This window comes from Arthrobacter arnarulunnguaqae, from assembly GCF_051262515.1.
Classification (GTDB): domain Bacteria; phylum Actinomycetota; class Actinomycetes; order Actinomycetales; family Micrococcaceae; genus Arthrobacter_N.
Genome location: NZ_JBIMER010000008.1, coordinates 71,756 through 97,768 on the forward strand (window position 1 = coordinate 71,756; position 26,013 = coordinate 97,768).

The 26,013-nt window shown below is 68.8% G+C and carries 29 protein-coding genes and 1 riboswitch; of the genes, 13 read left to right on the forward strand and 16 right to left on the reverse strand.

The genetic code is table 11. From position 1 onward, the window contains the following. The first annotated feature begins 15 nt into the window (after window positions 1-15). From ACHAAJ_RS09435 to ACHAAJ_RS09465, 7 genes are read left to right on the forward strand one after another with little or no spacing between them, the layout of a single operon-like run. A complete protein-coding gene (locus ACHAAJ_RS09435; protein ID WP_435727833.1) occupies window positions 16-711 on the forward strand; it encodes a GntR family transcriptional regulator in 696 nt (231 codons plus the stop codon). Window positions 712-751: 40 nt separating this feature from the next. After that, window positions 752-1,903, forward strand: a complete 1,152-nt coding sequence (locus ACHAAJ_RS09440; protein WP_435727834.1) for an LLM class flavin-dependent oxidoreductase — start codon at window positions 752-754, stop codon at window positions 1,901-1,903. Beyond that, the gene (locus ACHAAJ_RS09445; protein ID WP_435727835.1) at window positions 1,900-2,520 is read left to right on the forward strand and encodes an amino acid synthesis family protein; all 621 of its coding nucleotides are present in this window, start codon (window positions 1,900-1,902) and stop codon (window positions 2,518-2,520) included. Before ACHAAJ_RS09440 ends, ACHAAJ_RS09445 begins: the two co-directional genes overlap by 4 nt. Then, a complete protein-coding gene (locus tag ACHAAJ_RS09450; protein WP_435727836.1) occupies window positions 2,517-3,068 on the forward strand; it encodes an amino acid synthesis family protein in 552 nt (183 codons plus the stop codon). Before ACHAAJ_RS09445 ends, ACHAAJ_RS09450 begins: the two co-directional genes overlap by 4 nt. A gap of 2 nt (window positions 3,069-3,070) precedes the next feature. After that, a complete protein-coding gene (locus ACHAAJ_RS09455) occupies window positions 3,071-3,823 on the forward strand; it encodes an alpha/beta fold hydrolase (RefSeq protein WP_435727837.1) in 753 nt (250 codons plus the stop codon). Next, window positions 3,816-5,297 carry an aldehyde dehydrogenase gene (locus ACHAAJ_RS09460; protein ID WP_435727838.1) on the forward strand — a complete coding sequence of 494 codons (1,482 nt, stop codon included), beginning with the start codon at window positions 3,816-3,818 and terminating at the stop codon, window positions 5,295-5,297. Before ACHAAJ_RS09455 ends, ACHAAJ_RS09460 begins: the two co-directional genes overlap by 8 nt. A gap of 9 nt (window positions 5,298-5,306) precedes the next feature. After that, window positions 5,307-5,510 (forward strand): tautomerase family protein, encoded by a 204-nt coding sequence (locus tag ACHAAJ_RS09465; RefSeq protein ID WP_435727839.1) that lies wholly within the window; start codon window positions 5,307-5,309, stop codon window positions 5,508-5,510. A gap of 12 nt (window positions 5,511-5,522) precedes the next feature. Here ACHAAJ_RS09465 and ACHAAJ_RS09470 read toward each other — a convergent pair whose 3' ends face one another. The 10 genes from ACHAAJ_RS09470 to ectA all read right to left on the reverse strand — a co-directional run bounded on the left by ACHAAJ_RS09470 (window position 5,523) and on the right by ectA (window position 16,508). Next, a complete protein-coding gene (locus tag ACHAAJ_RS09470) occupies window positions 5,523-6,326 on the reverse strand; it encodes an oxygenase MpaB family protein (RefSeq protein ID WP_435727840.1) in 804 nt (267 codons plus the stop codon). Window positions 6,327-6,368: 42 nt separating this feature from the next. Further along, a complete protein-coding gene (rlmN, locus tag ACHAAJ_RS09475) occupies window positions 6,369-7,736 on the reverse strand; it encodes a dual-specificity RNA methyltransferase RlmN (protein WP_435727841.1) in 1,368 nt (455 codons plus the stop codon). A gap of 58 nt (window positions 7,737-7,794) precedes the next feature. Beyond that, window positions 7,795-8,601, reverse strand: coding sequence for an SDR family oxidoreductase (locus ACHAAJ_RS09480; RefSeq protein ID WP_435727842.1), 807 nt, complete (start codon window positions 8,599-8,601; stop codon window positions 7,795-7,797). After that, window positions 8,598-10,145: an acyl-CoA reductase gene (locus ACHAAJ_RS09485; protein ID WP_435727843.1), complete on the reverse strand. Its 1,548-nt coding sequence runs from the start codon at window positions 10,143-10,145 to the stop codon at window positions 8,598-8,600. The genes ACHAAJ_RS09480 and ACHAAJ_RS09485 overlap by 4 nt, the downstream gene beginning before the upstream one ends. A gap of 5 nt (window positions 10,146-10,150) precedes the next feature. Then, on the reverse strand, window positions 10,151-11,347 hold the full coding sequence (locus tag ACHAAJ_RS09490; RefSeq protein ID WP_435727844.1) for a LuxE/PaaK family acyltransferase: 1,197 nt from the start codon (window positions 11,345-11,347) through the stop codon (window positions 10,151-10,153). Continuing rightward, on the reverse strand, window positions 11,344-12,807 hold the full coding sequence (locus ACHAAJ_RS09495; RefSeq protein WP_435727845.1) for a sodium:solute symporter family transporter: 1,464 nt from the start codon (window positions 12,805-12,807) through the stop codon (window positions 11,344-11,346). The genes ACHAAJ_RS09490 and ACHAAJ_RS09495 overlap by 4 nt, the downstream gene beginning before the upstream one ends. Further along, window positions 12,800-12,914, reverse strand: a riboswitch (TPP riboswitch). It overlaps the preceding gene by 8 nt. 161 nt (window positions 12,915-13,075) lie before the next feature. Then, entirely contained in the window at window positions 13,076-13,975 is a 900-nt protein-coding gene (gene thpD / locus ACHAAJ_RS09500) for an ectoine hydroxylase (protein WP_435727846.1), read from the reverse strand. 136 nt (window positions 13,976-14,111) lie between these two features. After that, on the reverse strand, window positions 14,112-14,516 hold the full coding sequence (locus ACHAAJ_RS09505; protein WP_435727847.1) for an ectoine synthase: 405 nt from the start codon (window positions 14,514-14,516) through the stop codon (window positions 14,112-14,114). A 72-nt stretch (window positions 14,517-14,588) separates the two neighbouring features. Further along, window positions 14,589-15,857 (reverse strand): diaminobutyrate--2-oxoglutarate transaminase, encoded by a 1,269-nt coding sequence (ectB, locus tag ACHAAJ_RS09510; protein WP_435727848.1) that lies wholly within the window; start codon window positions 15,855-15,857, stop codon window positions 14,589-14,591. Window positions 15,858-15,950: 93 nt separating this feature from the next. Continuing rightward, window positions 15,951-16,508: a diaminobutyrate acetyltransferase gene (gene ectA / locus ACHAAJ_RS09515; RefSeq protein ID WP_435727849.1), complete on the reverse strand. Its 558-nt coding sequence runs from the start codon at window positions 16,506-16,508 to the stop codon at window positions 15,951-15,953. A gap of 440 nt (window positions 16,509-16,948) precedes the next feature. Between ectA and ACHAAJ_RS09520 the strand changes: the two genes are divergently transcribed. The 4 genes from ACHAAJ_RS09520 to ACHAAJ_RS09535 all read left to right on the forward strand — a co-directional run bounded on the left by ACHAAJ_RS09520 (window position 16,949) and on the right by ACHAAJ_RS09535 (window position 19,032). After that, the gene (locus tag ACHAAJ_RS09520; RefSeq protein ID WP_435727850.1) at window positions 16,949-17,254 is read left to right on the forward strand and encodes an alpha/beta fold hydrolase; all 306 of its coding nucleotides are present in this window, start codon (window positions 16,949-16,951) and stop codon (window positions 17,252-17,254) included. Beyond that, window positions 17,254-17,691, forward strand: a complete 438-nt coding sequence (locus tag ACHAAJ_RS09525; RefSeq protein WP_435727851.1) for an alpha/beta fold hydrolase — start codon at window positions 17,254-17,256, stop codon at window positions 17,689-17,691. The genes ACHAAJ_RS09520 and ACHAAJ_RS09525 overlap by 1 nt, the downstream gene beginning before the upstream one ends. Window positions 17,692-17,702: 11 nt before the next feature. Then, on the forward strand, window positions 17,703-18,440 hold the full coding sequence (locus ACHAAJ_RS09530; RefSeq protein ID WP_435727852.1) for a hypothetical protein: 738 nt from the start codon (window positions 17,703-17,705) through the stop codon (window positions 18,438-18,440). A 73-nt stretch (window positions 18,441-18,513) separates the two neighbouring features. Continuing rightward, entirely contained in the window at window positions 18,514-19,032 is a 519-nt protein-coding gene (locus tag ACHAAJ_RS09535) for a DUF421 domain-containing protein (RefSeq protein ID WP_435727853.1), read from the forward strand. 46 nt (window positions 19,033-19,078) lie between these two features. Here the strand turns inward: ACHAAJ_RS09535 and ACHAAJ_RS09540 are convergent, their stop codons facing one another. Both ACHAAJ_RS09540 and ACHAAJ_RS09545 read right to left on the reverse strand, forming a co-directional pair. Continuing rightward, on the reverse strand, window positions 19,079-20,185 hold the full coding sequence (locus tag ACHAAJ_RS09540; protein WP_435727854.1) for an AI-2E family transporter: 1,107 nt from the start codon (window positions 20,183-20,185) through the stop codon (window positions 19,079-19,081). Between the two features lie 185 nt (window positions 20,186-20,370). Further along, entirely contained in the window at window positions 20,371-20,535 is a 165-nt protein-coding gene (locus ACHAAJ_RS09545; RefSeq protein WP_435727855.1) for a hypothetical protein, read from the reverse strand. On the opposite strand from ACHAAJ_RS09545, the gene ACHAAJ_RS09550 reads away from it, so the two are divergent. Beyond that, a complete protein-coding gene (locus ACHAAJ_RS09550; protein ID WP_435727856.1) occupies window positions 20,534-21,052 on the forward strand; it encodes an MFS transporter in 519 nt (172 codons plus the stop codon). The two genes, ACHAAJ_RS09545 and ACHAAJ_RS09550, sit on opposite strands and share 2 nt — an antisense overlap. A gap of 93 nt (window positions 21,053-21,145) precedes the next feature. On the opposite strand, the gene ACHAAJ_RS09555 is transcribed toward ACHAAJ_RS09550, so the two are convergent. Continuing rightward, window positions 21,146-22,147: a sugar phosphate isomerase/epimerase family protein gene (locus ACHAAJ_RS09555; protein WP_435727915.1), complete on the reverse strand. Its 1,002-nt coding sequence runs from the start codon at window positions 22,145-22,147 to the stop codon at window positions 21,146-21,148. A gap of 2 nt (window positions 22,148-22,149) precedes the next feature. Continuing rightward, the gene (locus ACHAAJ_RS09560; RefSeq protein ID WP_435727916.1) at window positions 22,150-23,274 is read right to left on the reverse strand and encodes a Gfo/Idh/MocA family protein; all 1,125 of its coding nucleotides are present in this window, start codon (window positions 23,272-23,274) and stop codon (window positions 22,150-22,152) included. A 256-nt stretch (window positions 23,275-23,530) separates the two neighbouring features. Here ACHAAJ_RS09560 and ACHAAJ_RS09565 point away from each other — a divergent pair, with 256 nt between their 5' ends. Then, the gene (locus ACHAAJ_RS09565; protein WP_435727857.1) at window positions 23,531-23,941 is read left to right on the forward strand and encodes a four-helix bundle copper-binding protein; all 411 of its coding nucleotides are present in this window, start codon (window positions 23,531-23,533) and stop codon (window positions 23,939-23,941) included. On the opposite strand, the gene ACHAAJ_RS09570 is transcribed toward ACHAAJ_RS09565, so the two are convergent. Beyond that, entirely contained in the window at window positions 23,930-25,063 is a 1,134-nt protein-coding gene (locus ACHAAJ_RS09570; protein ID WP_435727858.1) for a DUF418 domain-containing protein, read from the reverse strand. The genes ACHAAJ_RS09565 and ACHAAJ_RS09570 overlap by 12 nt on opposite strands. A gap of 55 nt (window positions 25,064-25,118) precedes the next feature. Then, window positions 25,119-25,988 (reverse strand): F510_1955 family glycosylhydrolase, encoded by an 870-nt coding sequence (locus ACHAAJ_RS09575; protein WP_435727859.1) that lies wholly within the window; start codon window positions 25,986-25,988, stop codon window positions 25,119-25,121. Between the last annotated feature and the right edge of the window lie 25 nt (window positions 25,989-26,013).

A 26,013-nucleotide genomic window follows, 5' to 3' on the forward strand; every position in this document is an offset into this window, starting at 1 on the left:
TCTACGGTTTCTTGTATGCAACAGACAACACAGCAGCTTGATGAGATGGATGACCTGACGGAGGCAACACTCCTGGACCGTGTCCGCCGGCTGGTCCTCGGCGGGGACTTTCCCCCGGGTAGTCCGCTTTCGGAGGCGGTCCTCGCGCACCAGTTCGACGTCAGCCGCACCCCCATAAGGGAGACACTCAAGCAGCTGCAGCACGAGGGGCTGGTGGAGATCCGCCCGAAGGTCGGAACCTTCGTCCGCGAACCCACCCGCCGCGAGATCGTCGAGCTCTTCCAGCTCAAGGAGGGCCTCGAGGGCCTAGCCGCCGGCCTGCTGGCGCGCCGTGGGGACGTTCCGGAACTCCGGGTGCTCGAGCGCAATATCGAGGCATCCGAGAAGGCGTCGCTACACGAGGACGCCGCGCGGTACGCGGAACTGGTCAACGAGTTCCACCGCACCATCATCATCGGCGCGGACAACCACAAGCTGATCGAGCAGTACGACCGGCTGATGAACCAGCTGGCCTACCACCGGCTGGTGCTACGGACCGCGGAGCACCCAGGACGCATCAAGACCTCGACGAACGAACACCTCGCAGTGCTGGAGATGATCAAGGCCAAGGACCACTTCGGCGCCGAAGCAGCCATGCGCAACCACGTATATGCCTCCGCACGGGAAGTCCTCACCGACTCCAGAACCGCAAATGACTCGCACAAACACTAACCATTCCGGTCGCCCAGCGGCCGCCACGAAAGGAAACCCCATGCGCTTCTCGATCTTCCACGGACTCGGTGCCCCCGGGGACCTGACCAACTACAACCAGCACATGAAAGACGCCCGCGAGTACGCCATCGCCGCGGAGAATGCCGGTTTCTGGTCGACCTGGTACACCGAGCACCACTTCGGGCACGAAGGCCAGGAGCTCACTCCGAATCCAATCATGATGGGCGTTGACATCGCCGCTCGCACCGAAAAGATCCGGATCGGCCAGGCGGCGGCCATCGTCACCTTCTGGAACCCCTTGCGCCTCGCCGAGGACCTCGCGCTCCTCGACCAGCTCTCCGACGGGCGCCTCGAGGTCGGTGTCGGGCGCGGCCTCTATGGACGCGAAGCACTGAACCTCAACCCGATCGCCAATCCGCGCGACCAGGAACAAAACCGTGCCCTCTTCGAGGAGACCATGGAGGTGCTCGACAAGGCTTGGAACAACGAGTTCTTCAGCCACAAGGGCCGTTTCTTCGAATATCCCGCCCCCGGAGTCAAGTGGAACCACCCGCTGTCCCCCGCCACACCGGAATTCACTAATGAAGACGGGGAAATCACCAAGCTGGCATTGGTGCCGCGCCCATACCAGCAGGACGGCCCGGGCCTTTGGCAGGTCATCGACACCCCGCGTTCGATCACCAACGCCGCCAAGGCCGGCGTCCAAGGCATCTTCTGGCTGCCCCCAGTCTCCGCGCTGAAGGGCCGATTCGAGCTTTACCAAGAAAACGCCTCCGCGGCACAAGGCCGCGAGGTCCCGCTGGGCGAAGGCATTGCCCTGGTCCGCGACGTCTACGTCGCCGACACCATGGAGCAGGCCCGCGAGGAGTTCGAGGCGGCCGTCATGAACACCTACAAGTGGATCACCCACTGGCGCGGCCTCTCCAACCTCATGGAGGAAGGCGAGGAACTCACCGACGAACACACGCTGGACTTCGACATGCTCATGGACCGCAACATGCTGGTCGGTACGCCCGAGTACGTCACCGAAAAGATCCAGGAACTCGAGCGGGAGGTCGGCCTGGAGCACATGATGCTCTGGACCACCCACCCGGGCCTCAAGCACGAGCACGCCATGCGCAGCCTCGAGTTGTTCTCCGAGAAAGTGATGCCCCACTTCGACCGCACGCCGTCCTTGGCCGGCAAGCGGTGACGGCACACGGGGCGGAGACCGCCCACGCCATCCGGAAGATCGTCTATTACCAGGAGGAGGTCCTCCTGGAGAACGGTCTCGGGCCCGCAGTGCCCGCCGTGCGCGCCAGCGTCGCCGCCGTCGTGGCGAACCCCTGGGTCGGGACGTCGCCGTCCACCGATCTGTCCCCCGCCACCGAACTCCTCGCGCCGCAACTGGCACACGCACTCACGGACCGGCTGATGCAGGGCCTCGGCGGCCCCGATCGCATCGAGGCGTTCGGCAAGGCCGCCATCGTCGGGACCGACGGCGAAATCGAGCACGCCAGCGCCCTGATCCACACGCCCTACTTCGGCAACCTAGTCCGCGAGTTCCTCGAGGGCACCTCGATCATCTGCTTCGCCGACGACCGAGCCGACGCCGGCCAGCCTCTGGTAGTACCCCTGTGGCACAAGACGCACGCGGCCACTCGCAGCCACTACCAGACCGTGACCACCCGAGTCAGCGACGGGCCGCGCGCCGACGAGATCGTCGTTGTCGTCGCTGCGTCCACCGGCCCGCGGCCGCACCCCCGCATCGGGGACCGCGCCACGGACCCGGCCGTCACTTCCACCGTCCTTGAAAGGATTCCCGCATGAACCCCCGCAAGATCGTCACGATCGTCGAAGAAATCCTCACCGAGGGCGGTCGGCCAGTCGAGCCCGCAGCCCGCGTCGTCGTCGTCGCCGCCATCATCGACAACCCGTGGGACGGTCAGGGCTTCGTCGACGACCTGAATCCCGGCATCGACGCCACCGCCTCGGATCTCGGCGCGCTGCTCGCGCCCCGCGTCGTCGAGGCACTCGGCGCACCGGTTGAGGCCTACGGCAAGGCGGCTATTGTGGGCCTCAACGGGGAGATCGAGCACGGCTCGGCCCTGATCCACACGCTCAAGTTCGGCGACCACTTCCGCAACGCGGCGTCCGCCACCACGCTGCTTCCGGCCGTCGAGAAGCGCGGACCCGCGGGCACCACGTTCGACATTCCGCTGAAGCACATCACCGACGCGACCATCCGCTCCCACCATCAGAGCCTCGAGGTCCGTCTGGCGGACGCGCCGCACCCGGGGGAGATCGTCGTAGCGCTTGCGGCCGCGGCCCAGGGGCGCCCCCAGCAGCGCCTCGCCACGCTGAGCACGGAACTGTGAGCATGGCCCGACAGCTGCCGATCGTCTTGCTCCATGGCGTGGGACTGGACCACACCATGTGGGAGCCGTTCCGCACCGCTCTGGGCCGCCTCACCGAGGCTCCCGTCGTGGCCCTGGATCTCCCGGGCCACGGCGGGCTGCCACCCCTCACGGGACCGACCAGTCTGGCCGACATGGCCGACGACGTCGCCGCGCGCCTTCCGGGGCGCGCGCATCTGGTCGGGTTCTCACTGGGCGCGCTCGTCGCACAGCACCTGGCCCGCCACCGCGCGGAGCTCGTGGCGTCTCTGGCCAGCGTCAGTTCCGTGTGCCAACGGACACCCGAGGAGGCAGCGTCGGTACAGGCCCGACTCGAGAACGCCGGGACGGACTTCCAGGGAAGCGTGGACGCCTCCCTCCAGCGGTGGTATCCGACGGAAAGCGCGGTCGACCCGCAGCTCGTCGCCAGCACGCAGACGACCCTCCTGGCCAACAGCGTCGAGTCCTACCTCCACGCGTACAACGTGTTCGCCACGGGCGACGCCGAGCTCGGTTCGGAACTGGGCCAGATCACCGTGCCGTCGCTCGCAGTGACCGGGGAACTGGACCCCGGATCGACGCCGGACATGACCCGGCGCCTCGGCGAGGCGATCCCCGGCACGCGCACCGCCGTCGTGCCCGGCGCCCGGCACATGCTGCCCGTCACCGAACCCGGTGAACTGGCCGCCATCATCTACCACTTCATCGAAGAAACGAGACGCGATCCCCATGCCTAAGCGATACGACCACTTCATCAATGGCCAGTACGCCGCACCGGCGGAGAGCCAGTACTTCGACAGCACCAATCCCGCCACTCTGGAGGTCCTCTACGAGGCGGCCCGCGGGACCGCCCCGGACATCGACGCAGCCGTTGCCGCCGCGGCGCAGGCCTTCAACAACCGGCTGTGGCGCGGCCTGTCCCCCACTCGACGCGGCCATCTTCTGCGCGGGCTCGCGGACCTCGTCGGGGAGAATGCCGACGAACTCGCGACCATGGAAACCCAGGACAATGGCAAGCTGCTGCGGGAGATGCGCGGACAGATGGCCACGCTCCCGGAGTACCTCTACTACTACGCGGGCATGGCCGACAAGGTCCAAGGCAGCCAGATCCCCACCAATTCGCCGCTCATGTTGAACTACACGCAGCGGGAACCGCTCGGGGTGGTCGGAGCCATCACGCCGTGGAACTCCCCTCTGACGTTGACGACGTCGAAACTCGCCCCAGCCCTCGCCGCCGGCAACACGCTGGTCATCAAACCGTCCGAGTACACCTCCCGGACGGTGCTGCGCCTGGCCGAGCTCGCCGTCGAGGCCGGCTTCCCGGACGGCGTGATCAACGTGGTCACCGGCTACGGCAAGGAAGCCGGTGCGCCGCTGGTCGCGCACCGCGGCATCGCCAAGATCTCGTTCACCGGGTCCACGGCCACCGGCTCGGCGATCGCCGCCTCCGCCGCCTCACGCTTCATCGGATGCACGCTGGAGCTCGGCGGTAAGAGCCCCAACATCGTCTTCGATGACGCCGACGTCGGCAACGCCGCCATGGGCGTCATCGCGGGCATCTTCGCTGCCTCCGGACAGACCTGCATCGCGGGCAGCCGCGTGTTCGCGCACCGCTCCGTGTACGACGAGCTGCTGGAGAAGGTCGCCGAGCGGGCCCGCAGCATCGTCATCGGCGACCCGTTGCTGGACGCCACCGAAATGGGGCCGCTGGCTTTCGGCGACCAGCAGGACAAGGTCGACTCCTACGTACGGCTCGGCGTCTCCGAGGGCGCCACGGTGCTCACCGGCGGCGGCCGTCCCAGCGTGGACCTGCCCGGATACTTCTACGCACCGACCGTCCTGACCGACGTTAACAACTCGATGCGCGTGACCCGCGAGGAGATCTTCGGCCCCGTAGCGGCGATCATGCCCTTCGACACCGAGGACGAGGTCTTGGCCCTGGCCAACGACACCGACTACGGCCTGGCTGCCGGGATCTGGACCCAGAATCTGGCCCGCGCCCACCGAATGGCCCGCCGCCTGGACGCCGGAACCGTGTGGGTGAACACCTACCGTGCCATGTCCCCGATGTCCCCGCGGCAGGGCTTCAAGAACAGCGGCGTAGGTATCGAGCACGGTTTGGAGTCCATGAACGAGTACACGCGCCTGAAGAGCGTGTGGATCAATACCGACGAGGATCCGGTCGCGGACCCCTTCGTCATGCGCGGCTAAGGGAACGCCATGCCCCTGATCGACGTGTCCATCGCCGCCGGCCGCACCCCCGAGCAACTGCGCGCCCTCGTTTCCGCCCTCCACCGCGCCGCCGAGGAAACCGTGGGCGCGCTGCCCGAGAACACCACGGTCATCATCCGCGAGGTGCTGGCGACACACTGGTCCAAGGCGGACCGGACCATCGCCGAAAGGACCGGCGCCGCCGGATCCTGAGTGCCGCGGCCCTCAGGGCCACCGGAGATAGTAGCGCATCGGGGCGTGCCGGATGGCTTCCGGCAGCCGGGGATAGACGACGGCGGTCGCGGAAAGGACCGCGCGGAACACCCGGTCCCGGGCCGCGGACCACGGCAGGCCGAAGGCCGTCCGCAACTCCGGCGTCAGCAACCCGGCGGTCAACAGCCGAGCCAGCGGCATCAGGAGGCGCGCCCATAGTGGGGCGTTCCGGGCGGCCAGCAGCTCGCGCGCGGCCGAGGCGACGGCGTCGTCCACGCGGAGCGTCGGCAGCATGCCCGCCATGTAGGACGCGAAGGCCTCTCGCGTGGCCGGCCACAGCTCCGCCGGCATCTGCAGCGCCTTGCCCAGCACCGCGTAGTCCCGGTACAGCGCGTCCGCGGCCGCCGGAGACAGCGGCGGGAAAACCGCGCCACGGATGGCGGTCGCGGAATCGTAAAGCGTGGCCGCGACCCACAACTGCAGTTCGGGATCGCGGGCGTCGTAGGCGGGGTGGATCCCGTCCGCCGCCGCGTCCGCCCGCACCGGCCAATGGGCCCGATCGACCCAAGCTCGCGCCGCGGCGGCCTGCTCCGGCGTCCCGTTCGTCAGCGCATAGATGTATCGGAGCGTCCCGTGGAGGCGTTTCAGGGGATCGTGCGCGAACGAGCTGTGCCGGGCGACGCCGTGGCCCACCGCGGGATGCGCCAACTGCAGCAGGATCGCGCGGCCGGCGCCCGCCAACAGCACGGATTCCGGTGCGACGTCGGCAATCCCGCGCACCGGATTCATCGCACGCTCCGGGGGCCTGCGCCTCATGCCACACCCACGGACACGACGCCGCTTCGCTGCCACTCCCGTCTATTCAGCGGCGGCGAGCTGGCCGCAGGCCCCGTCGATCTCCTTGCCGCGAGTGTCGCGCAGCGTGGTCGGGATTCCGTTGTCGATCAGCCGGTTGATGAACTCGCGGGTGACGTCGCGCTCGGACGCCGTCCAGATGGAGCCCGGGGTCGGGTTCAGTGGAATCGGGTTCACGTGGACCCAGCCGCGGCCGCGCTTGTTCAGCTTCTTGGCCAGCAGCTCCGCGCGCCACGGGTGGTCGTTCATGTCCTTGATCAGCGCGTACTCGATGGACACGCGCCGTCCGGTGACGCGGTAGTAGTTGTACGCGGCGTCGAGCGCCTCGTCGACCTTCCACCGCGAGTTCACCGGGATCAGGTCGTCGCGCAACTCGTCGTCCGGCGCGTGCAGGCTCAGCGCGAACGTGACCGGGACGTTCTCCTCGGCCAGCTTGTTGATCGCCGGGACCAGCCCGACCGTGGACACCGTGATGTTCCGGGCGCTCATGCCCAGACCCTCGGGCCCCTCGGCGACCATGCGGTGAACGGCCGTCATCACGCGCTTGTAGTTCGCCAGCGGCTCGCCCATGCCCATGAAAACGATGTTGGTGACGCGCTCGGCGTCGTGCCCGCCGTCGCGCCGGGTCCCGCCGAGTCCGCCCTCGGCGATCACCCGGTTGGCCTGGACGATCTGGTCCAGGATCTCCGCTGCGGACATGTTGCGGGTCAGTCCCGCCTGTCCGGTGGCGCAGAACGGGCAGTTCATGCCGCAGCCGCACTGGCTGGACACGCACAGCGTCACGCGTCCGGGGTAGCGCATCAGCACGGACTCGACCAGCGAGCCGTCGAACAGCCGCCACAGGAACTTGACGGTGTCGCCGTTGTCCGTGGTGAGGCGCTTGATCTCGGTCAGCAGCTTCGGGAACATCGCCCCGGCAAGCTCCCCGCGGCGGTCCTTCGGGAGGTCGCTCATCACCTCCGGATCGGTGGTGTAGTGCTGGAAGTAGTGCACGGAGAGCTGCTTGGCGCGGAACGCCGGCAACCCCATCTCCTTCAGCTTCGCCTGGCGCTCCTGGAGGGAGAGATCCGCCAGGTGCTCCGGCGGCTGGGTCACCCGGGTGCGCGTGCCGAACTGCAGCTGCGGCCGTCCGTCCGGACCCATGGCCTGCTTCCAGCCCTCGGCCGTTGGCTTGACTTGGATGCGGCCGTCGCTGCGCTTCGTGGTCAGCTTCTCCGGCGTGCGCTCGGGGCGGACGGCGTGCGCCCGGGACGTGCCCGTCCGGTGGTGTCCGTCGGCGGGATGGAGGTCGGCCGGCTCGTGGACGGCCGGGGAACCCGGACCGGCGGGGGTGTGCTTCCGGTCCTCGTTGCGGTGCTGGTCTGAAGTCATTACGTCCATTCTCCCACGCGTGTCCAGCCCGGACGCGGCGGTGCGCCGGGAAGGAGGGTCAGTTCATCACGAGCCCGCCGTCGACGAACAGACAGCCGCCGGTGACGAAACCGGACCATCCACTGGCAAAGAACAGCACGGCGCCGGCCACGTCCTCCGGGGTGGCGAGCCGACGCAGCGGCGTGGCCGCCTCCAGCGCGTCGCGCTGTTCGTCGGTCGCGGCCCTGCTCGAATCTGTTGGATACACGAGCCCCGGGGCAACGCAGTTCACCGTGATGCCGAAGGGCCCCAGATCCGACGCGAGGTTGCGGGAAAACCCCCGCAGGGCCGATTTCGCGGTGCTGTAGTCGTGGTAGGCGACGCCCGGCCTTTCGATGAGGTCCGTGACCAGGTTGATGATCCGCCCGCCTCCCGCACCCTTCATCCCGGGCAACACGGCGCGGCAGAGATTGAACGCGCCGCCGACGCTGCCTTCGAACTGCGACTGGTACTCCTCCCAGGAGATGTCCCACGCCGTGCGGCGGGTCAGCGGATCGAACGTGTAGCTCCGCAGCGCGTTGTTCACCAGCAGGTTGACCGGGCCCCATCGTTCGGTGACGTCTTCGACCATCGCTGCGACGGCACTGGCGTCGGTGACATCGGAGGCGTACGCCTCCGCCCGGCCGCCCGTGGCCTCCACCTCCGCGACCACCCGGTGCGCCGCCTCGGCGTTCCGCAGGTAGTTCACGACGACGGTCGCCCCATGGGCGCCGAGCGCTCGGGCGGTCGCGGCCCCGATCCCCCGGCTGGACCCGGTGACAATCGCGACCCGGTCCGCCAGGAGGTTGCTGGTGCCCAGGGCGCGTCCCGGGCCCTCCCGGCTCACGGGCGAATCCCCTGGCTGACGTGGCGCCCAGGAAGCGTCCATTCGGCGTCGTAATGTTCCAGGGCAGCCTCGGCCGCGCCCTCGATGTCGACCCAGCGGACCAGCGACGTGAGGTTTCCGCGTCCGTCGTGGTGCCACCCGGCGGCGGGCTCCGGCATCTGCCCCACGGCACAGATCCGGTCGACGCCACACCGTCCCAGCGCCAAGGACCATGCGTCTAGACGTTCGGGCGAGCACGCGATGCCGACGCTCTGCAGGTAACGGGACAGGGGGCCCGCGAGGCGTACGACGTCCTCGATTCCGTCCACGGGATGCACCCGCAGGAGCCGGTTCAGCGGCGAGGGTTCGAACCGCACCGGCCCTTCCTCGTAGACCACGGTCCAGCTCGTTCCGGATTCGCTGGTGAACAGCCGGACCGATTCGTCCTCGTAGGCCCGGAACTCGTAGTGCGACCTGACCCGCTCGATGCCCGCGCTCTCCTCGAGGGTGAGCCGGGCGCGGGGCTTGTTGCGCTCGAACCGCCCCATTTCGGACGCCACGGCCTCCACGAACGTCCCGGGGTCCACCGCCCCGCCGCGTTCCACGAACACGCAATGCGGGGACAGGCATCCTTGCTGGTCGTACTGCGAGGCGTCGTGCGCCACGCGTCGGGCGGTCTCCGCGTAGCGGTTCAGCGCCAGGGCTTCCCGCCCGACGACGGCGAAGCTCATCTTGTGCCCGTGCGGCACGAACGGCATGCCTGCGGGAAGGCGCTTTGCGACGCTCTCGATGGCCAAGCGGCCACCGGTCGCGGTCACGGCCCCGGAGTGGGCGAAGGCCGCCTGTTCAATCGCGTCGTCCCCGCCGGGCCAGTGCAGGATGGACAGGCACGCGGCGAGGGCGGGGTCCTCCTCGGCCAGGCTGCGCGCAAAAAGCACCGCGAACAATGGTTCCCCGGACGCGGATTTTCCCAACGTCGCCGACTTCACCAGAAGCGCGCACACGAGGTTCCACACCGGCAGCCCCGGAACGTTGCCGGCGAAAAACTGCGTCGTCAGCCCCGGTCCGTAGGCGCGGGAACGTCCCTGCGCCCGGTTCGGCTGGAAGCCGTCGAGCACCAACGGGTTGTCGAAGTCCTGGGCGAGGAAACGCAGCAGTCGGTCTCGACGAAAGGTCTTGAGGTAGTCCTTGAGCCCCCGGCGCACCATGTCCGGCGAATACCCGGTCACTGTGGGCAGCAGCTCCTCGGCCTGCCGCCGCAACGGGTAGTCCGGATCCGACCATTTCGCCACTACCCGTCCGAGCACTTCGACGATCTCCATGACCGGACGCTCGGCCAGGCAATCGACCTGGGCTTGGAGGAGCCGCCGACACACGAGGTCCACCAGAGCCGGAGTCACGACCGGCATGCGGAGATCGACGGCGCCCCACGAGCGGGTTTCCCACGCGAGGCCGTCGAGCTCGGACTGGTTGAGTTGGGGCAGGAAGAAGCCATCGACGGCCGGCCCCGCGGCGGGCGGGCGGCCGGTGGGCGGCGGGACTTGCCGTTGTTCGGCGGCGGTCATGGCGATCAGCTCCGGTTCGCACCGAGGATTTCGTCCAAGGCGATCGAGCATCCGCGGGATTCGGTTCCCTCGGCACGGCCACGGAGGACGAATTCGGTCGCGGCTTCCCGACCGGGATCCGGTGCGACCAGGTGGCCGACGTCCTCGGCCAGAACCGCTAGGCACGATCCCCGGTTGGCCAGATCGTAGTGGACAATCAGGCCCCTCTGCCCAGGCTCCACGGACGCCCCGGTCTCCGGGTCCACCACACGGATCCGCGTCCACGCCGGGACGCCCTTGCGGCGGGTCCGGACGCCGGTTCCCTCCCAGCCGTCGCGGAGTGCGGTGTCGTAGTACTGGGAGCTGATCTCGGTCATCCCGTAGTAGTTGACGCACCGGGACTCGGGAAGTCCGAGGAGCCGCCCGAACCGCGCGCGCAGGTCCTCGGCGGACACCTCCCGGGAGCGTCCCTTGTACCCTCCGGTGTCCAGCAGGCGGCTCCCCGCCGGCAGGCGGAAGGCAAGTCCCTCGTTGTCGAAGGCGTCCAGCAAATGCACGTAGGCGAAGGAGGCGCCCAGCAGCGCGACGGGCTCCCCCGCTTCCTCGGCCTCCCGCAGGACCGCCGCCACGCGCCGCACGTCGAGGCGGTCGTTCTCCATGAAGTGGGTGCTGCCCGTTGCCCCGAAGAAATCAACCAGGCGGCCGAAGAAGTACGCGAGCGAGGAATGCGGCTGCTCCCCGGGGCGGGCGTTGAGCACCAGCAGGCGGATGCGTTTCCGGTCCGGCAGGAAGTAATGCTCAAATCCCGCGCGCAGCGACGCGTCGTACAAGTGGAGGTGCGGATGGTGGTTGCGCCCCCGCTGGGTGGGGTCGGTGCTGCCGCTGGTCATGAAGACCGCCGCCGCGTCCTCCGGTGGCTCGCACGCGAGAGTGAGCTGCTTGAACGCGGCCAACGGCACAGCGGGGATCTGTTCCCAGCTGGTGATCCTCCCCGGTTCCGCGCGGCGCGAGCGGCAAAAGCGCCGGTAGGCCTTGTTGTGGCGGTATTGGTGCTCGAACAACTCGAGCGCGAGTCCCCCGAATTCTGCCTCCGCGTCGCTCCCGCCGGCGCCGCCCCCGCCGCCGGTTTCCGACGGTGCGGCACCGCGTTCGACGAATGCCTGGATCCGCAGATCCAGGCTGTCGCGTTCCTCGGCCGCGGCCGGCTCCGCGTCGGCGGTCATCGGACCGTCTCCGGCGCATCGGCGGCGGATGGCCCCGGCCGTTGCGGCGACGTCAATGGCGTGGCCAACGCACCAATGCCCTCCATGTCCCGGCTCCGTCCGGACGCCAGGGAAACCACGACGGTGACCAGTGCGGAGGCGAACAGCGCGGCGAGGAACGGGGGAAGCGCGAGTCCCTCCGCGAAGGTCGCAACGGCAATGGCCTCGGGAAGGCTACCGCCGACCGCGAAACCGTACCCGAGGGCGGCCACGAGGCCGGCCACCGAACCGCTGACCGCGCCGCCCGGCGTCGAACGGCGCCACAGCCCCAGCAACGCGGGCACGATGGTGGCCGCGCAGAACAGGTCTGCTATGAGGAAAAGACGCAGCACCGAGAAGCCCTGGAACGCGACGAGTACCGGGATGACCGTGAACACTGCCGTTGCGATGCGTCCACCGGTGAGCCCCATGGAAGGGGTGTGCGTGACGGCAACCGCGGCGAGTCCGTTCTGCAGCGTGTCCACGGTGGATGCCACCAGCGCGAGGGTGAGCATGAGGACCAGCGCGAGAACCCATTGGGGCTGGAAATCCAGCAGGGCGAAGAAGGGTGCGGGCGGTTCGCCGAGGGAGACGCCATAGGCCGCCGCGAGCAGACCGACCATGCCCGCGGCGAAAACGACGGGAAAGCGCGTCACGGCCCCGAGGACCGCTCCGCGGCCCAGCGCACGCCCGTCCCGGGCCGCCCACACCCGCTGCCAGTAGCCGTTGTGGAAGAGGGTGGTTGCCGTCACCGCCACGACGAGCGTCAGTGCCGCCTCGACGCCCGTCAGGTCCACGGCGAACAACGCCGGATCCATCGGCGCGGCTTCCCGCGACAGTCCGCCGAAGAGCAGTGCGCCGACGACTATCAGCAGGGGAAACAACAGCCAGGATTGCCACCGGTCGGTCCGGATGGAGGCGCGGAGGCCCCCATAGGCCGTATAGAGAACGGTGATGAGCGCGACCGCGGCAATGCCGACCCGCGGATCCATGCTGGACAGGCGTCCGAGCACGGCGCCAACGGCGGTCAGTTCAGCTGCCAACGCCACCAGCATGTACAAGACGGAGATGCCGAGCACGTAAACGTGCATGGTGCGGCCGTAGCGGATCCGGACGAATTCGATCAGGCTGTGCCCCTCGGGAACCAGCGCCCGCAACCGCCGTCCCACGAAGACGAGGCCGAACAGGGGAACCGTGATCGCCACGGCGTACCCCAGGACGCCGGCCAGCCCCACTGAAGCGCCGACCTCGGGCGCCGCGAAGAGTATCCAGGCCCCGACGCCCGAGGCAAAAAACGACAGCCCCAGTCCAAGTCCGCCCTGGCTGCCGCGTGCCACCGTGAACTGTTCGAGGTCGCGGTCCCGGCCCACGGCCAGCCCAACCCACGCGAAAACACCGAGAACGCCCGCCAAAATTGCGATGGTCGTGGAAACACCAAGCATGAATGCTCATCCCTTCGCCGGCATTACCCGGACAGGTTCATGCGGTCGGCGACGTCGTCATTCGCCCTCTCAGCCCGGTTCGTACCCGAGCTCCCGCTCTACACGACTCGACTGTAGTCGCGCCGCTGCCCGCCTCCAAACCGGAATTCGTCAAGCGTTCGAGGCTTGGGATCGGTTCGCGGGCATGTTACTGGCCTACGCGCCGCTGGCCGTTCCCGGGGACATCGAACCCCGAAAACGGCCAGCGGGCGCACCGCCGTCGCACTGTCTAGCCCGCGGGCGTGAAGTCCCGGACTCCGATGTAGTCCGGGCGCGGCTCGGCCGCGCCGAACGGCTCCACCAGGGTGTTCTCGACGCTGTTGAACACGATGAACACGTTGGAGCGTGGGTACGGCGTCACGTTGCCGTTGGAGGCATGCATGCAGTTCGAGTCGAACATGATCGCCCCGCCGGCCTTGCCCTCGAGGACGTCGATCCCGTATTCGTCGGCGAACCGGGTCAGCGTCTCCTTGTCCGGGGTGCCGGCGCCCTGCATGACCAGCGACGCCTTGTAGTTGTCCTCCGGGGTCTCTCCCCCGCACGAGATGTACTTCTTGTGCGAACCGGGCATGATCATCAGCGGCCCGTTGTAGGAGTAGTTGTCCGTCAACGAAATCGAGACGCTCACCGCGCGCGGGGTGGGCATCCCGTCCTCGGCGTGCCAGGTCTCGAAGTCCGAGTGCCAGGAGAACTCCTTGCCCTCGAAGCCGGGCTTGAAGTTCACCCGGGACTGGTGGATGTAGACGTCCGAGCCCAGGATCTGCCGGGCGCGTTCCACCACCCGCGGGTCGTTGGCGATCTTCCGCATGACCGCGCTGGTGCGGTGCACGTCGAAGATCGAGCGCACCTCCTGCGACTTCGCCTCGACGATGGTGCGGTCGTCGGCGCGGACGGTCGGGTCCTCGGACAGCCGGCTCAGTTCGCCCCGGAGCGTCTCCAGCTCGTCGGCGGTGATGAGCTGGTCGATGGCCAGGTAGCCCTTGGACTCGAAACCCTCGAGGGTCCCCGCGTCCATGGGACCGTCGGTGGCGGATCCCCAGACCACGGGACCGGTCCGGTCCAGCACCTTGTAGTCGCTGCCTGTTCGTGTTGGATACTGGTCGTGTAGGCGACTCAGTGTCTCCGTCATGTCCGTTCCTCCTCGGTTGTTGCCGGTCTGCGCCGTACCGCGCAGACACCAATGTGCCGGACCTTTCGGGCCGGCACATCGTTGCTGCCCAGCCTTGCGGATGGGCAAATCCTTGGGGGCGCTGCCCCGGCGCGGGTTATGAGACCGGCGCGGGCTCCTCGACGATCAGCGGGTAGACGCCGTTCTCGTCGTGCACTTCGCGGCCCGTGACCGGCGGGTTGAAGACGCAGGCCATGCGCAACTCGCTGGTGGCGCGCACCGTGTGCTTCTCGTTGCCGTTCAGCAGGTACATGGTGCCGTCGCGCAGGTCGTGGACCTCGCCGGTGGTCTCATCCGTCAGCGTTCCCTCGCCCTGGACGCAGTACACGGCCTCGATGTGGTTGGCGTAGTGGAACGTCGACGTCGTGCCGGCGTAGATCACGGTGTCGTGGAACGAGAAACCGACGCCCTCCCCGGACAGCACCATGCGGCGGCTGCGCCAGGTGTCGGACTTGATGTCGCGGTCGGTGTCGTTGAGGTCGTTCAACTGGGTAACAAGCATGGTGCTCCTTTGGTTCTGGGGTTCCCGGGCCGCCGCGCGCGGCGGCCCGGGCAGGCGGGTTCCGGCGTCGTGCTAGACCGTGGCGAGCGCGGGGGCGCCCACGGCGACGCGCGTGGCGTCTGTCAGGATCTGCAGGCCGCGGTTCAGGTCGGCGTCGCTGATGGTCAGCGCCGGCATGAGCTTGAGGACCTCGTCGTCCGGTCCCGAGGTCTCCACCAGGAGACCGCGGCGGAACGACTCGGCTGCCACGAGGCCGGCGGTGGACTTGTCCGGGAAGCGCACTCCGGCGAGCAGGCCGCGTCCGCGGACGGATGCGCCTTCGACCGAGGCGGCCAACGCGTCCAGTCCGCGGTGCAGCGTGGCGATGGTGCCGGCGACCTGGTTCTGGAAGTCGTCGTTGGCCCAGTAGTTCTCCAGCGCCGCGGTGGCGGTGATGAACGCGGGGTTGTGGCCGCGGAAGGTGCCGTTGTGCTCGCCCGGGCCCCAGACGTCCAGTTCGCGGCGGAACAGGGTGAGCGCCATCGGCAGGCCGAAGCCGGAGATGGACTTGGAGAGGCACACGATGTCCGGCTCGATGCCGGCTTCCTCGAAGCTGAAGAACGTGCCCGTGCGGCCGCAGCCGGCCTGCACGTCGTCGACGATCAGCAGGATCTCGTGCTTCTTGCACAGGTCGGAGAGTCCGCGGAGCCAGCCGGCGCGCGCGGCGTTGAGGCCACCCTCGCCCTGAACGGTCTCGACGATGATGGCCGCCGGCTTGTCCACGCCCGAGCCGCTGTCCTCGAGGACGCGCTCCAGCCACAGGAAATCTGCCGTCTCGCCGTCGAAGTAGTCGTCGTACGGAATCTTGGAGCTGTTGGTCAGCGGGATGCCGGCGCCCTTGCGCTTCATCGAGTTGCCGGTGACGGACAGCGAGCCCAGCGTCATGCCGTGGAAGGCATTCGTGAAGGAGAGGATGTGCTGGCGGCCGGTGACCTTGCGGGCCAGCTTGAGGGCCGCCTCAACGGTGTTGGTCCCTGTCGGGCCGGGGAACATGACCTTGTAGTCCAGGTTGCGCGGCTCCAGGATGAGGCGCTGGAACGTCTCGAGGAACGTGCGCTTCGCCGGCGTCTTCATGTCGAGCGAATGCACGACGGCGCCGCTCGCCAGGTAGTCCATCAGCGGCGCCAGCAGCTTCGGGTTGTTGTGGCCGTAGTTGAGGGCGCCGGCTCCGGAGAAGAAGTCCAGGTAGTCGGTGCCGTCCTCGGCGGTCATGGTGCTGCCGGAGGAGTGCGTGAACACTGCCGGCCAGCTGCGGCAGTAGCCGCGGACCTCGGACTCGAGCGTCTCGAAAATGTCAGTCATGGGAAATCCCTTCGGTGGTGGTGCGAGTGGCGCCGTGGACGGTGCGGAGGCAACGGCGTCGTACGGCGGTGGTGGAGTGGACGCGTGGTGCGGTCAGCGGGCGGATGCGCCGGTCAACTGCAGTGCGCGCAGGTCCGCGTCGAGGCCGAGCGGGCCGATGCGGTACAGGTACTCGGTGTCGTGGCCGTCCGGGTAGAGATCCGGGGTGAAGAGCGGTTCGCGGTCGAAATCCGCTCCGTGCCGCTCGGCGAAACGGGTGAACAGGCGGTTGGAGGCCGCGTTGTCCGCCGTGATCGTGGTTTCCACGCGGTCGGCGCCGGCCCGGTGGGCCAGTTCGTCCAGCATGGCCGCGGCGAGGCCGCGTCCGCGCTGACTTTCGTCGACCGCGACCTGCCACACCATCAGCGTGCCGGGCTCGTCGGGGCGCATGTAGCCCGTGACGAAGCCACAGGGTTCGTCGGCCGCGGTGGCGACGATGGACGTCGCCGCGAAGTCGCGGCACCACAGGAGATAGGAGTAGGACGAGTTGAGGTCCAGGACCTCCGTGTCGCGTGCCATGCGCCAGAGCGCGTGGCCGTCGGTTGTATCTGGGTGGCGGAATTCTGCCTCGTGCCTCGGACGTGTCTGGGGTTCTTCGAGTTGGTCAGCCATCTATTCCAAGGTAGCGACCTGTGTGAGAACATCAAGCTGGGTCCGGGGTATTTGACACCATTTGGCGATATTTCGGCGGTCCGCGGCTCCGTCGAGCACCCCCGGGGATCGCCGGGTTGGCGCGGCTAGCGCGCTAGCGTAGTCACAACCCGGGCCCGCCTTCGCCATCGTTACCAAGCCGTTATATTTCGTAGCGTTCATCTTGCCGCTGGACGCCCTCACGGGGTAGCGTTCCCGCCCGCTTGCCGGGCAGAGGCGCTTACCGCGACGGCGTCCCGTCCGCCGACGCGCGGACTCGATTCGCGGCTGGTTTCGGGAACGAAAAACCCCTTTGCGTGCCACCGAAGACGCCTAGAGTGTGGGTACGGCGCACCGCCCCCACGGACGGAGTGCGCCGCCGAAGCGGGCGTGGCGCTCGCTGCACGATTCCAGGAGGAGCTATGGAACCCAACACCTCCCACATGCGCCGAGAAGAGGTCGACGTCGCCGGAACGCGGCTGTCCTACCTCGCGGCCGGCGACCCCGCCGCGCCGCCGTTGCTGCTGCTGCACGGCACATTTTGGAGCAGGGTGTGGCAGCCCGTGATGCCCCGGCTCGGGGACGCCGTGGCCTGCGTCGCGTTGGACCTGCCCGGTTTCGGGCGCAGCGACGGAGAGCTCGACGCCGGAACCGCCACCGCGGCGTCGCCCAACATCTCGCCGTCCACAGCGGGCGCGTCGACAAGCTCGTCCTGGTCAATTCGGTGATGTTCGATTCGTGGCCCGTCCCCGCGGTGGCCCGCTTCCGCGACCCGGACGTCCGCGCGGGGACCACGCCCGAGGACCTGCTCGCCGCACGGACGAAGACCATGCAAATGACCGTGGGCCGCGAGTTCAGCGGCGACGAGATAGCGGACTACACGTCCCCTTGGACGAGCCCGGCCCGCTGCCGGTCGTGGATGGCGATGGCAGGCGCAGCGGACGCGCGCTTCACCACGGATCTGGTCCCGGGTCTACTCGAGGCCGCCATCCCCACCCGCCTCGTCTGGGGACGCGACGACGACTTCCAGAAGGTCGCCTTCGCGCGCCGGTACGTCCGCGAGATACCCGGGAGCGACCTCGTGGAGGTGACTGGCCGGCACATCCCCACCGAAGACTCCCCGGAGGCCGTCGCGTCCGCCATGCTCGAACACCTCACGGACTGAAAAGGGGCACGGTGGACGACTCGACGACGAACGAGGGGGCACGGATCCGGTTGTGGTCCGCGGAGGCTTTCGCTGCGCGACTCGACCGGCCGATGGGTTTGCTCGGGGTAGTTTTCCTGTTCGTGGTGCTCGGTCAACTCCTGGTCTCGGACCCGGGCTGGAGCCGGACCTTCGCCGTCGTCGGCTGGGTGTTTTGGGCGATCTTCGTCGCTGAGTTCCTGCTACGCGCCCACATTGCGCGTTTCCAAGGCGCGTTCTGGAAGCGGAACTGGTGGCAGGTGATCTTTTTGCTCGTGCCGTTTCTGCGCTTCTTCCGCGCCCTGCAGGCCGTGCGATTGCTGCGGTTGGGTCGCCTGGCCCGGGTCGGCGGGATCCTGTCCGCCGGGGTCCGCGGGTCCCGCTCGGCGGGGCGACTGCTGTCCAACCGGATCGGGTGGCTGGCGACGATCACCGCCGTCGTGGTCTTGGCGTCCAGCCAACTGCTCTACGCCGTCGGCTCCCACGCCAACTACACCGATGCCCTCTACGAGGCCGCCCTGGCCACCATCACGGGGAGCGGGATCACGACGGACGACGCGTTCTCCAAGGTCCTGCAGATCATCCTGGCGCTCTACTCGGTGGCCGTGTTCGCCACCCTCGCCGGTTCCCTGGGCGCGTACTTCCTGCGGGAGCCGCTGGCGGGTCCGGCGCCTCCCCCGGCTCCGGGAATGCCCCGTATGCCCCCGGGAGAGGGCCTGGGAGACTCGTAGCGAGGCGGCCCGCAAGCCTGACGCCCCGCGCAGCGGGAATCGGCGCGATCCCGACAACGGAAGGAACAGCACGATGTGGTTCGACTCCTGGCCCGAGCTGATGCGGACGCTACTGGTGGGCACGGCGGCGTACGCGTGCCTCGTCGTCGTACTCCGTATTTCCGGGAAACGCACACTGGCGCAATTGAACGCCTTCGACTTCGTGGTCACGGTCGCCCTGGGCTCCACCTTGGCCACCATTCTGCTCAGCAAGGACGTGTCTTGGGCCGAGGGGCTGGCGGCCTTCGCGGTTCTGGCCGGCCTCCAATTCGTCGTGGCCTGGGCCTGCGCACGCCACCCCCGTCTCCGCGGCATCTTCACATCCGAGCCCGTGCTCCTACTCGCCAACGGGGTCATCCAGCCCGCCGCGATGGCACGCAACCGTCTCGCCGAATCCGAACTGCGCCAGGCCGTGCGGCTTCAGGGCCTCGGCGATCCCTCCGCGGCCAAGGCGGTGGTCCTGGAGTCCAACGGCAAGCTCAGCGTCATCACGCCCGCGAAATACGGCGACGGGTCCGCACTTCGCGGCGTGCGCGGAAGCGAGGTCTTGTAACCGGCTCCCGCGATGGGCGCACCCTCCACGGTACCGGGGCCGCGGTTCAGCCGTGGCGGGGCTGGTGGCGGCCGGGGAACGGGTCGGCGCCGAACCGGTTGCCGATCCATATTTTGGCGATGGACCAGCCGACTGCGGCCACCGGCACCGCAAGAATGGCGCCGGTGATTCCGGCGAGGACGGTCCCGGCGGTCAGGGACACCAGGATGACCAGCGGGTGGATGTTGAGGGTCTTGCCCATCACGACCGGTTGGAGAAGATTTCCCTCGAGCTGGTTCACGGCGACGATGACGCCGACGACGATCAGTGCCGCCAGCGGGCCGTTAGCCACCAGCGCGACGACCGCCGCGAGGACACCGGCGAAGGTCGCGCCGATCAGTGGGATGAAGGCCCCCACGAAGACCACGGCCGCAAGGGGTAGCGCCAGCGGGACCTGCAGTATCCACAGGGCGATCCCGATCAGCACGGAGTCGACCAGTGCCACGATGGCCGTGCCCCGGACGTAACCACCCAGGACCTCGATGCTGCGGATCCCGGCGAGCCGCGTTTTCGCCCGCTGCCGGCCCGTGAAGGGTTGAAGGCAAAACACCCACATCCTCCTGCCGTCCTTGAGGAAGAAGAACAGGATGACCGCCATGAGGACGAAGCCGGCGGCGAACTCCGTGGCGGCGAAGATGCCGTCCACGGCGGGGTTCCCCGCGCCGGCGCTGGTGGCGAAGTCCATCGCGGACTCGCGGGCGTCTTGGACCATGACATCGTCCACGGGCAGGGGTCCCTGCCTCAGGAGCGCGTACAGCTGGTCGAACCCCTCCCCCGCTTTGGCGACCAGGGAGTCCCATTGGCTGCGAACGGTCACGACAATACCCGCGACCACTGCCCCGAACACCGTCAGGAGCGCGATAAACGCCGTACCGGTCGCCAGCGCATCAGGCCACCCCCTGCGGCGAAGCCAATTGACCAGCGGGACGATGGCCGCAGCCAGGATCAGGGCCAGCAGGAACGGGATGACCACGAGCCTGACCTGCAACAGCACGAAGATGGCGACGGCCACCAGCGCGAGCACCCACAGAAGTTGGCGGGAGCGTTCCCCGGCCCGGCTTAGGCTGTCTGGCCACCGCATCCCCTCACCGGGGTCCTGCTTGATCTGTGCCACGCGCGCCCTTCCTCTCTGGGGCAGGTCGCGGAACCACGACTCTTGAAGCCCAAACCCGTCAACGGCAACCACCAGCCTACCGATGCTCGGGACGCGGCATTGCCCGGCATCGGTATCGGCAGCAGCCTCCGGGCCTCCAACGCGGACCCGGCTTCAGCGCGCATTCGCTGACGTCCAGCTTCGGTTCAGACAGAAGTGCCGACCACGCCGTTGGCGACCTCGTGCGACTGCGCATACGCCAGCAGCGCGGAGGTGGTCCGTTCATCCGGGAGTGGGGATGGCGCGTCGCGTTCGGCATCGGCGGCGTGCTGGGCGCCTTCGCGCTGTACCTCCGCCGTCGGCTCGATCATGTTCTACACCTGGCTGATCTTCATGCCCACCTACGCTCGGCTCCACCATGGGCAGGACCCGTTCAGCGAGCTCACCACAAGCCTGATCGCGCAGGTCTACTTCCTGGGCGCCGGGCGGCTCGGCGACCGGATCGGGCGCAGGCCCATGGTCATCACGTTCGGCATCGCCTTCGTCCTGCTGACCATCCCGATCCAAGGTCTGGCCGACGGCAGCTTCGGCCGCCTGCTGCTGGCGATGCTTGCGTCGCTGACGATCATGGCACTGCTCTTTGGCGTCAACGGCGCCGTGTGGGCTGAAGTGTTCCCGACCCGGGTCCGCGCGGTCGGCGTCGCGGGACCGCTGTCCCTGGCGACGGCGATCTTCGGCGGAACCGCTCCTCACATCAACGCCGCCCTGTCGCAGGCCGGACACCAGAACTGGTTCCTCTTCTACCTGATCGCCGTTGCGGCGATCACGCTGGCCACCGGCGTCCTCATGAAGGAAACCAAGGACAGCGCGCTCATTCGCGAAAACTGACGATGCCGGGGCGCCCCACGGCGCCCCGGCATCTCCCCCCGGCCGCGGCCCGGTCCCGCGCTCCCCCGGCGCGGGGCCCGGGCCGCCTCGGCGTCAGCCCTGCTTGAAGGCGGCGTCGAAGGACAGGGCCGACGCCGGAAAGTCGAACCTCTTGAGCGCGGCCAGTGCCTCCGGCGCGCCGTGAAAGCGGTCCATCCCGGCGTCCTCCCACTCGACCGAAATCGGTCCCGCGTAGCCGGCCGCCGCGAGGGCCCGGAACGCGTCCTCCCAGGGCACGTCGCCGCGTCCGGCGGAGACGAAGTCCCAGCCGCGCCGAGGGTCGCCCCACGGCAGGTGCGAGCCGAGGATACCGTTGCGTCCCCCGCCCATCCGCATCCGCGTGTCCTTGCAGTCCACGTGGTAGATCCGGTCGGCGAAGTCGGAGATGAACGCCACCGGGTCGATCCCCTGCCACATCATGTGGCTCGGGTCCCAGTTCAACCCGAACGCCTCGCGGTGCCCGATTGCCTCCAGTGTTCTGACAGTGGACCAGTGGTCGTAGGCGATCTCGGACGGATGAACCTCGTGAGCGAAACGCACCCCGCACTCGTCGAACACGTCCAGGATGGGATTCCAACGGTCCGCGAAGTCCCGGTAGCCGGCATCGATGGTCTCCGCCGGGACCGGCGGAAACATCGCCACGTACTGCCAGATGGACGATCCGGTGAATCCGACGACGGTGTCCACGCCGAGCTTCTTCGCCAGCCGCGCGGTGTGCTTGAGTTCCTCGGCCGCGCGCCGCCGCACGCCCTCGGCGTCGCCATCGCCCCAGACGCGTTCCCCGACGATCCCCTGGTGCCGGAAGTCGATCGGGTCGTCGCAGACCGCCTGGCCCTTGAGGTGGTTGGAGATGGCCCAGACCTTCAGCCCGTGGCGTTCGAGGATCTCGAGGCGTCCGGCGACGTACTCGTCGTCGTCCCACCGCCACGCGTCCAGGTGTTCGCCGGAGACCGCGATCTCCAACCCGTCGTAGCCCCAGCCGGCGGCGAGTCGGGCCACCTCCTCCAGCGGCAGGTCCGCCCACTGTCCGGTGAACAGCGTGAAGTTGCGTGCCATAGTCATGCTCCAATCCGAGTGGTGGACCCGCCGTTGCCAGCGCTTGTCTCGATCGCCTCCAGCACCTGTTGCACGACCAAGCCGTCCGCGAACGACGGCGACGCGGGGCGTCCGTCCGCGATCGCACCGAGGAAGTCGGCCGCCTGGTGCGTGAACGCGTGCTCCCAGCCGAGCACGTGGCCTGGGGGCCACCATGCATTTACATAGGGGTGGCCGGGCTCGGTGACAACGACGCGACGGTAACCGGACTCCTCCGCCGGGTTGGCGCCGTCCAGAAACTGCAGTTCGTTGGGGCGTTCGAGGTCGAACGAGAGCGCGCCGGCGCTCCCGTAGACCTCGATCCGCAGTGCATTCTTCCGTCCCAACGCCACACGGGACACGTCGACGCTCGCCACGGCGCCGCCGTCGAGCCCCAACGTCGCCCAAGCGGCGTCGTCGACTGTCACCGGCTCCGGGCCGTCCGGGCCCGGACGCTCCGGGACGAACGTGTGCAGTGTGCCCGAGGCCGTCGTCACCTTCTGCCCGGTGAGGTACTGGACCTGGTCCACCGCGTGGGAGGCAATGTCCCCCAGCGCGCCCGAGCCGGCAGTCTCCTTGCGCAGGCGCCAGGTCATCGGGGCGCCGGCGTCCGCGAGCCAGTCCTGCAGATAATCGGCGCGGACTTGCCGCACGGTGCCCAGCCGTCCTGAATGGATGAGATCGCGGGCATAGGCCAGCGCGGGCACGCGGCGGTACGTGAATCCGACCATCGACACCTGATTCGGCGCCGCCTCCGCGGCGGCAACCATCGCGCGGGCCTCGGGGAGGGTGTTGGACAGCGGCTTCTCGACGAGTACGTGCTGGCCGGCCTCGAGCGCCGCGATCGCGATCTCCGCATGCAGCCAGCCGGGGGCGCAGATGTCGATAATGTCGATGTCGTCCCGCCCCACCACATCCCGCCAGTCCGTGGCTGTCTCCGCCCAGCCGTGACGCCGTGCGGCCTCTTTGGTGGCGGCGGGGTCGCGACCCACCAGAACAGCCTGCCGCACGTCAGGGACGTCGAAGTAGGCGCCCACGTTGCGCCAGGCGTTCGAGTGCGCCCGTCCCATGAAGGCGTAGCCGACGGTGGCAACCCGCAGTTCTTTCATTTCCACGCCCCAGCCGCAGTTTTCCGGAGGACCGCGCGGTCGCGGTTGCCTCCGCACCAGCATGGACCGCAAGTCTTCAAGTTGCCACACGCTTCCGCGACCCGCGGCTCATAACGGTGCGCGCCCGGCGCCGGCGCCCCGTCGCGTCGACGCCGCCCCTGTTCCCCCTTCCTATCCCGTGGGTTAGGGTCGGCCGCGGGGGCCCTTTCGGACCCCGTCGGAGGACGACACCTCGCCCCAAACGAAGGAGAGACCGATGACGCACCACATTGCCGCCATGATCGACACCCACCCCCGCGCCGCGGCAACGCCCGACGCCGACAAGCTCGCCGCCTGCATTGCCGCGTGCTTCGAATGCGCCGCCACGTGCACCGCATGCGCGGACGCCTGCCTGGGCGAGGACATGGTGTCCGGCCTGACCAAATGCATCCGGCTGAACGCCGACTGCGCCGACGTCTGCGCGGCGACCGGGGCGGTGCTCTCCCGACAAACCGAACGGGACGCCGGCGTGGTACGCGCCCTCCTCGAGGCCTGCCGCGCGGCCTGCAAGGCGTGCGGCGACGAGTGCGCGGGCCACGCGGAAATGCACGAGCACTGCCGCGTCTGCGCGGACGCCTGCCGCCGCTGCGAGGAAGCCTGCGCCGAGCTGCTGGCCCTACTCCCCTGAGGCCCCCGGGGCCCTCGCGTTCCCCCGGCGCCAGCGCGGCAGGTCGGGGGTACGCAACAGGTACTCGAGCGGCCCCGTCTTGAACCACTTCAGCCACAGCACGGCGAAGACTATGGAGCCGACGGAGAGAACCGTGGTGATCAGGATCCCGTCGTAAAGGGTGTGCGGCTCGGGCCTCACGAGCGCGGCGAGCACGCCCAGGTGCACGACGTAGATGGTCAGGGACAACCTCCCCGCGGCGATCAGCGCCCCGAGTCGACGGGCCACGAAACGCTCTGCCAGCATGAAGATACCGAGCACGAAGGCCGCGCTGCCCAAGCCGGACACCAGCCACAACGGCATCTGCGAATGGTCCACCGCGGAAACGAGGTGGTCCCACCCCATGCGGTCCGGTGGCTCGCCGAACGCCAGGATGAGCAGCCGGGAGACCACGTAGCCCGCCACCGCCGCGACCGCGCCCCACAGGACCAAACGCTTGTGGAGCGCCCGGCTCCTCAGATCGGCGCGCCCCAGCAGGAGCCCCACGAGGAACGGCGCGGCCCACACCACCACCGGATAGGACCCCGACAGGAACGTCCCACCGAGGACGTCGGCGGGGGTGTCGAGAAGCGTCGGCTGGATGAACCGGTAGGTGTCGCCGGCCGCCACCTGCGCGCCTACCCACAGGAGCGGTCCGGCAACAGTGACCATGCCGGCCGTCCAGGCCAGGACGCGTGCCCGGGCCCGCAGCAACGGAAGGCAGAGCAGGAAGAGCATCCCGTAGGTCGCCAGGATCACGCTGACCTCGTGGTCCAGGAGCTGGAGGGCGAGCCCGGAGACGAAGAGCAGCCCGGCGCGCCAGAGCACGGAGGTCCAGGGGAGCCGTCCCCCGGGCCGGCGCGCGCGGCGCGAGAGGATGGACATCCCGATTCCGGCGAGCATCATGAACAACAGGGACGCGCGTCCGACAGGCAACCCGTAGAGCACCGCGAGCAGTCCGCCGCCGTCCTCCCGCGGGCCGACGTTGACCGCGATCATGCCCACGATCGCCGCCGCGCGGGCAGCGTCCAGGGCCACGATGCGGCCGCCTCCGGCGGGGCGCTCCTCGGGGGACACGGGAACGGGTTCGGTGGCTTGCGCCATGTTCGGCGTCACGCCCCTTCACATGCGGGCGCGGAAACGAAGATGGGGTCGAATGTCACGGTATCCGCACCTCCTCGAAGGTGCCGTCGGCTTCGACAACCCAGACGGTGACCTCCCCGGCGTCGTCCCGGGTCCCGGTCACGGCGGCGGGCTGGCCGCCGCTAGCCCCGGTCTCCGCCCACGTTTCTCCTGAGTCGTCGCTGATGTACACGGCGCCGTCCGGCGCGACGCCGGCCACGGTCCGGGCGTCCACGAAGGCCGCGGTGAGCAGGACGGGCCCGCCGGAGGGCGGAGACCACGAGGCTCCCCCGTCCTCCGATCTCCAGAGGCCATCCTCGGTGGTCGCCAGCACCACGCGGCCCTCCGGAGTGCCGGCCAGCGCGTAGGGCTTCGGCGCGTTCCGGACGGTCTCCCACGCGGTGCCGTCCGCGCTGGTGCGAAGTTCGCCGTCGAATCCGACGATCCCGTCCCGGGTGGTGGTGAGCGCGTGGAAATCGGACTCGCCCTGGCGGGAGAGAGGATCCCAGGTTTCTCCCCCGTCCGTCGACTTCAGGAGTCCCACGGGGTTGGGAAGGTCGACGCCGGGCCCCGGGTGGCCCGAGGCGTAGAAAGTCCCGTTGCCGTCGCCGGTGAAGCCCATGAGATCGACCTCCGGACCTATCCGCTCCGCGGGTTCCCGGGTGGCGTCGAAGAGGCCGTGGTGGGAGGCCAGCAGCAACTTCCCCGTGTCGGGGTCGGCGTGGGCACCATGTACGTGGGCGAGACCGCCGTCGGTCTCGGCGTCACCGGGCGTCGGCTCCGCCGGCTGCGCGGAGCATCCGGCGATGGCGAGCGCGAGGATGGCCCCCGCGGCCGCGCCGACCAGCGCGCGCGGCGCGCCGGGTACGCGTCTCCGCCGGACGGGACGTAACGGGAGAAAAGGCATGATTCGCTTTCTTGGGCCGAGGCCG

Coding starts and splice junctions, on each gene's coding strand:
- ACHAAJ_RS09570 (WP_435727858.1), bottom strand. CDS start 25,063: ATGGCGCAAGCCACCGAACCCGTTCCCGTGTCCCCCGAGGAGCGCCCC.
- ACHAAJ_RS09485 (WP_435727843.1), bottom strand. CDS start 10,145: ATGACCGCCGCCGAACAACGGCAAGTCCCGCCGCCCACCGGCCGCCCG.
- ACHAAJ_RS09450 (WP_435727836.1), top strand. CDS start 2,517: ATGAACCCCCGCAAGATCGTCACGATCGTCGAAGAAATCCTCACCGAG.
- ACHAAJ_RS09525 (WP_435727851.1), top strand. CDS start 17,254: ATGTTCGATTCGTGGCCCGTCCCCGCGGTGGCCCGCTTCCGCGACCCG.
- ACHAAJ_RS09575 (WP_435727859.1), bottom strand. CDS start 25,988: ATGCCTTTTCTCCCGTTACGTCCCGTCCGGCGGAGACGCGTACCCGGC.
- ACHAAJ_RS09435 (WP_435727833.1), top strand. CDS start 16: ATGCAACAGACAACACAGCAGCTTGATGAGATGGATGACCTGACGGAG.
- rlmN (WP_435727841.1), bottom strand. CDS start 7,736: ATGACTTCAGACCAGCACCGCAACGAGGACCGGAAGCACACCCCCGCC.
- ACHAAJ_RS09545 (WP_435727855.1), bottom strand. CDS start 20,535: ATGATCGAGCCGACGGCGGAGGTACAGCGCGAAGGCGCCCAGCACGCC.
- ACHAAJ_RS09505 (WP_435727847.1), bottom strand. CDS start 14,516: ATGCTTGTTACCCAGTTGAACGACCTCAACGACACCGACCGCGACATC.
- ACHAAJ_RS09495 (WP_435727845.1), bottom strand. CDS start 12,807: ATGCTTGGTGTTTCCACGACCATCGCAATTTTGGCGGGCGTTCTCGGT.
- ACHAAJ_RS09440 (WP_435727834.1), top strand. CDS start 752: ATGCGCTTCTCGATCTTCCACGGACTCGGTGCCCCCGGGGACCTGACC.
- ACHAAJ_RS09490 (WP_435727844.1), bottom strand. CDS start 11,347: ATGACCGCCGACGCGGAGCCGGCCGCGGCCGAGGAACGCGACAGCCTG.
- ectB (WP_435727848.1), bottom strand. CDS start 15,857: ATGACTGACATTTTCGAGACGCTCGAGTCCGAGGTCCGCGGCTACTGC.
- ACHAAJ_RS09520 (WP_435727850.1), top strand. CDS start 16,949: ATGGAACCCAACACCTCCCACATGCGCCGAGAAGAGGTCGACGTCGCC.
- ACHAAJ_RS09555 (WP_435727915.1), bottom strand. CDS start 22,147: ATGGCACGCAACTTCACGCTGTTCACCGGACAGTGGGCGGACCTGCCG.
- ACHAAJ_RS09465 (WP_435727839.1), top strand. CDS start 5,307: ATGCCCCTGATCGACGTGTCCATCGCCGCCGGCCGCACCCCCGAGCAA.
- ACHAAJ_RS09535 (WP_435727853.1), top strand. CDS start 18,514: ATGTGGTTCGACTCCTGGCCCGAGCTGATGCGGACGCTACTGGTGGGC.
- ACHAAJ_RS09550 (WP_435727856.1), top strand. CDS start 20,534: ATGTTCTACACCTGGCTGATCTTCATGCCCACCTACGCTCGGCTCCAC.
- ACHAAJ_RS09455 (WP_435727837.1), top strand. CDS start 3,071: ATGGCCCGACAGCTGCCGATCGTCTTGCTCCATGGCGTGGGACTGGAC.
- thpD (WP_435727846.1), bottom strand. CDS start 13,975: ATGACGGAGACACTGAGTCGCCTACACGACCAGTATCCAACACGAACA.
- ACHAAJ_RS09460 (WP_435727838.1), top strand. CDS start 3,816: ATGCCTAAGCGATACGACCACTTCATCAATGGCCAGTACGCCGCACCG.
- ACHAAJ_RS09470 (WP_435727840.1), bottom strand. CDS start 6,326: ATGAGGCGCAGGCCCCCGGAGCGTGCGATGAATCCGGTGCGCGGGATT.
- ectA (WP_435727849.1), bottom strand. CDS start 16,508: ATGGCTGACCAACTCGAAGAACCCCAGACACGTCCGAGGCACGAGGCA.
- ACHAAJ_RS09565 (WP_435727857.1), top strand. CDS start 23,531: ATGACGCACCACATTGCCGCCATGATCGACACCCACCCCCGCGCCGCG.
- ACHAAJ_RS09560 (WP_435727916.1), bottom strand. CDS start 23,274: ATGAAAGAACTGCGGGTTGCCACCGTCGGCTACGCCTTCATGGGACGG.